Source organism: Pedobacter sp. (assembly GCF_045628745.1).
Classification (GTDB): domain Bacteria; phylum Bacteroidota; class Bacteroidia; order Sphingobacteriales; family Sphingobacteriaceae; genus Pedobacter.
The window spans coordinates 1-3,136 of sequence record NZ_JAZQPU010000392.1; the positions used below are offsets into that span (position 1 = coordinate 1).

The 3,136-nt window shown below is 38.5% G+C and carries 4 protein-coding genes; 3 read left to right on the forward strand and 1 reads right to left on the reverse strand.

What is annotated here, in order from left to right:
* The 3 genes from ACR2F7_RS14380 to egtD form a co-directional block, all read left to right on the forward strand.
* Positions 1–369 (forward strand): glycine betaine ABC transporter substrate-binding protein (locus tag ACR2F7_RS14380; protein WP_432714238.1); only part of this gene is annotated, 369 nt, incomplete at its 5' end.
* A gap of 1 nt (position 370) precedes the next feature.
* Positions 371–1,537: an ergothioneine biosynthesis protein EgtB gene (gene egtB, locus ACR2F7_RS14385; RefSeq protein ID WP_432714239.1), complete on the forward strand. Its 1,167-nt coding sequence runs from the start codon at positions 371–373 to the stop codon at positions 1,535–1,537.
* A gap of 19 nt (positions 1,538–1,556) precedes the next feature.
* Positions 1,557–2,498, forward strand: a complete 942-nt coding sequence (gene egtD, locus ACR2F7_RS14390; protein WP_432714240.1) for an L-histidine N(alpha)-methyltransferase — start codon at positions 1,557–1,559, stop codon at positions 2,496–2,498.
* A gap of 95 nt (positions 2,499–2,593) precedes the next feature.
* Here the strand turns inward: egtD and ACR2F7_RS14395 are convergent.
* On the reverse strand, positions 2,594–3,136 hold a 543-nt coding region (locus ACR2F7_RS14395), incomplete at its 5' end, for an OmpA family protein (protein WP_432714241.1).

Genomic DNA, 3,136 nt, shown 5'->3' on the forward strand with positions numbered 1-3,136 from the left:
GCGCAGTTGTATAAAATGCTGATTGAAGGAAATACTGATCTTCAAGTATCGACTAAATCAGGGTTGGGGGGCACTAAAATCTGTTTTGATGCCTTAGTTCATAACCAAATTGATTTATATCCAGAATATACAGGAACAGCTTTTCTGGTTTTATTAAAGCCGGCGAAGCCAATTATCGAAGAGCTGAGTAAAAATGCGACCGGTGTCTATCAATACGTGCAACATGAATTTCAAACACAATACCAGCTTAAGTTGTTAAAGCCCATAGGGTTTAATAATACTTATGCCTTGATGATGCGCAGAACACAGGCACAAAGTTTGCGCATCACCAGTATTTCAAACTTAACCCATTACCTAAACCAAAAGTAACATGTCATTCCTGGAACAATTTTTAAGTACTAGAGCTCGTAGTGAGTCTATATGCTCAGCGCTTGAAAAAGAAGATTATGTTGTACAACCCGTTGTGGATGTCAGTCCTCCAAAATGGCATTTAGGACATACAACATGGTTTTTCGAAACTTTTATCCTCAAACCTTACTGCATAGCCTACAAAGAATATAATCCAGAATTTCCTTTTGTCTTTAACAGCTATTATGAAACCCTTGGTGCAAGGGTAATCCGTACAGACCGTGGTAATTTAAGCAGACCTACCGTAGATGAGGTCTATAAATACCGTAGCTATGTAAATAAAGCGATGTTGGATTTTCTTAGAGATGGCGATTTAGAAGGTCCAATAGAAGAGATTTTTATGCTGGGCCTCAGCCACGAACAGCAGCACCAGGAGTTATTATGGTATGATATTAAATATATTTTAGGTCACAATCCTTTATTTCCAGCCTACAAGGAAGATGCCATAGAAGGCAATTTACCACAACCACAAGGGCATTCAATAAAAGAATGGATAGACATAGAAAAAGGTTTATATGAAATTGGCTTCAAGGGTGAAGGGTTTCATTTTGACAATGAAGAAAGTGCACACCAGGTTTATCTTCAAAAGGCAAGTATCCGTTCAACCTTGGTGACGAATGCAGAATACCTTGCTTTTATCATGGATGGTGGCTATCGGAATTTCAATTATTGGCATGCTGAAGGCTGGGATTGGGTAAAAAATAACCAAATTATTGCCCCCTTATACTGGCATACCATTGATGGCTTCTGGTATGAATATCAGCTCTCCGGATTAAAACCCCTCAACCTCAATGCAGCCGTAGCACATATAAGTTATTATGAGGCAGCAGCATTTGCACAATGGAAAGGTCTGCGTTTACCTACAGAATTTGAATGGGAAGTAGCATCAGCACAGTTTAACTGGGGACAATTGTGGGAATGGACAGAAAGTGCCTATTTACCATACCCAGGTTTTTCAAAAGTCCCAGGTGCCATTGGCGAGTATAATGGTAAATTTATGGTCAACCAAAAAGTATTAAGAGGTGCCTCTATAGCCACCTCACCAAACCATTCACGATCAACTTATCGTAATTTTTTTCACCCGAACCTGCGCTGGATGTTCAGCGGCATCAGGCTAGCAAAATCTTAAACAGGTTACCGACATATACATGGAACAATTTTTAAAAGAAGTACTGCATGGGTTAAGTCAGCAGCCTAAACAATTAAACTCGAAATATTTTTATGATGAGGCAGGAGATAAGCTCTTCCAGCAAATCATGAATGCTGAAGAATATTATCCTACCAATTGTGAACTGGAAATATTTAAGGAAAAAACTGCTGACCTTGCCAAAGTGCTGAAAAATGGCTTTGACGATTTTGATCTCATTGAAATGGGTGCCGGTGATGCCACTAAATCTAGTTATCTCCTGCAGGAGATGGTCAACCAAAAGGTAGCTTTCACGTATATGCCCATTGATATCTCTGAAACAATGATTGAGCATTTAGAAAACACCCTGCCTCATCAAATCAAGGGGTTGAAGGTTAAAGGTTTGAAGGGCGAATATTTCAAAATGCTTAAATCTGCTAACCACCTAACTGACAAGAAAAAAGTTATTTTATTTCTTGGCGGTAATATTGGAAATTTCGAAGTAAAGGAGGCTTATGCCTTCTGTAAGCAATTGAAGTCCTTTTTAAGTGCCGGAGATCTGGTATTGATAGGCTTTGACCTGAAGAAAAACCCACGTGTTATTCGTGCTGCCTATAATGATAAGCAAGGTTTCACGAGTGAGTTTAATTTAAATCTACTGCGTAGAATCAACCGTGAATTAGGTGCAGACTTTGATCCCAATTTATTTGAACATTATCCGAGCTATGATCCCGCTACTGGCTCTTGCAGAAGCTATTTGATCAGCTTGAAGAAACAAGTGGTGCATATTACTGATCAGGATATATTTTTTGAGGAGAATGAATTCATCTCCATGGAAGTTTCGCAGAAATACAGTGTGAAGGAAACCGAGCAAATGGCTGTAGGGACGGGATTTAAACCTATCAAACACTTTCTCGATCATAAGGAATGGTTTTTAGATACCGTTTGGCAAGTACAATCCTAGGTGATAGGTTCTTTTCGTTAAGTGTAAATTAAAAATAAACAAAGAAGCCGTACCATTTTCAATGATACGGCTTCTTGCTATTTATAAAGGTGTGATTAATATAAAGTGAATTCAACCCTTCTATTTTTCTGACGACCTTCAGCAGTTTTGTTAGATGCGATAGGTTGGTTTGGACCGTAACCTGTAGCTTCAATTCTAGAAGCATTAGCACCTTGAGATACTAAATAAGCTTTAACAGCTTCTGCTCTGTCTTTAGATAAAGCTAAGTTCAATTTCATAGAACCAGTGTTATCTGTGTGACCAGCTAATTTTAAGCTAAAGTTTTTCTCTACTAATAAAGCAGCAACTCTGTTTAATGTAGCATAAGATTTAGGTCTGATGGTAGATTTACCTAAGTCAAATTCTAAGTTTCTGATGGCTTCATCAACAACTTTACGATCTGCAGCCGTAACAATTACTTTTTCTCTAATGATTGGAGCAACAACTTTCAAAGGACAACCAGAACCGTCAACTACAGTTCCTGCAGCAGTACCAGCACATTTGTCAAATTTGTTAGCAACACCATCATTGTCATCATCGCCCATTTCTTTAGCATAAGCTTCTCTGTCTCTTCTGGCATTTTCTTCTTGCGAAGATAA

Bases quoted from the DNA above. Each gene is read 5' to 3' on its own strand.
- egtB (WP_432714239.1), top strand. From the start codon at position 371: ATGTCATTCCTGGAACAATTTTTAAGTACTAGAGCTCGTAGTGAGTCT.
- egtD (WP_432714240.1), top strand. From the start codon at position 1,557: ATGGAACAATTTTTAAAAGAAGTACTGCATGGGTTAAGTCAGCAGCCT.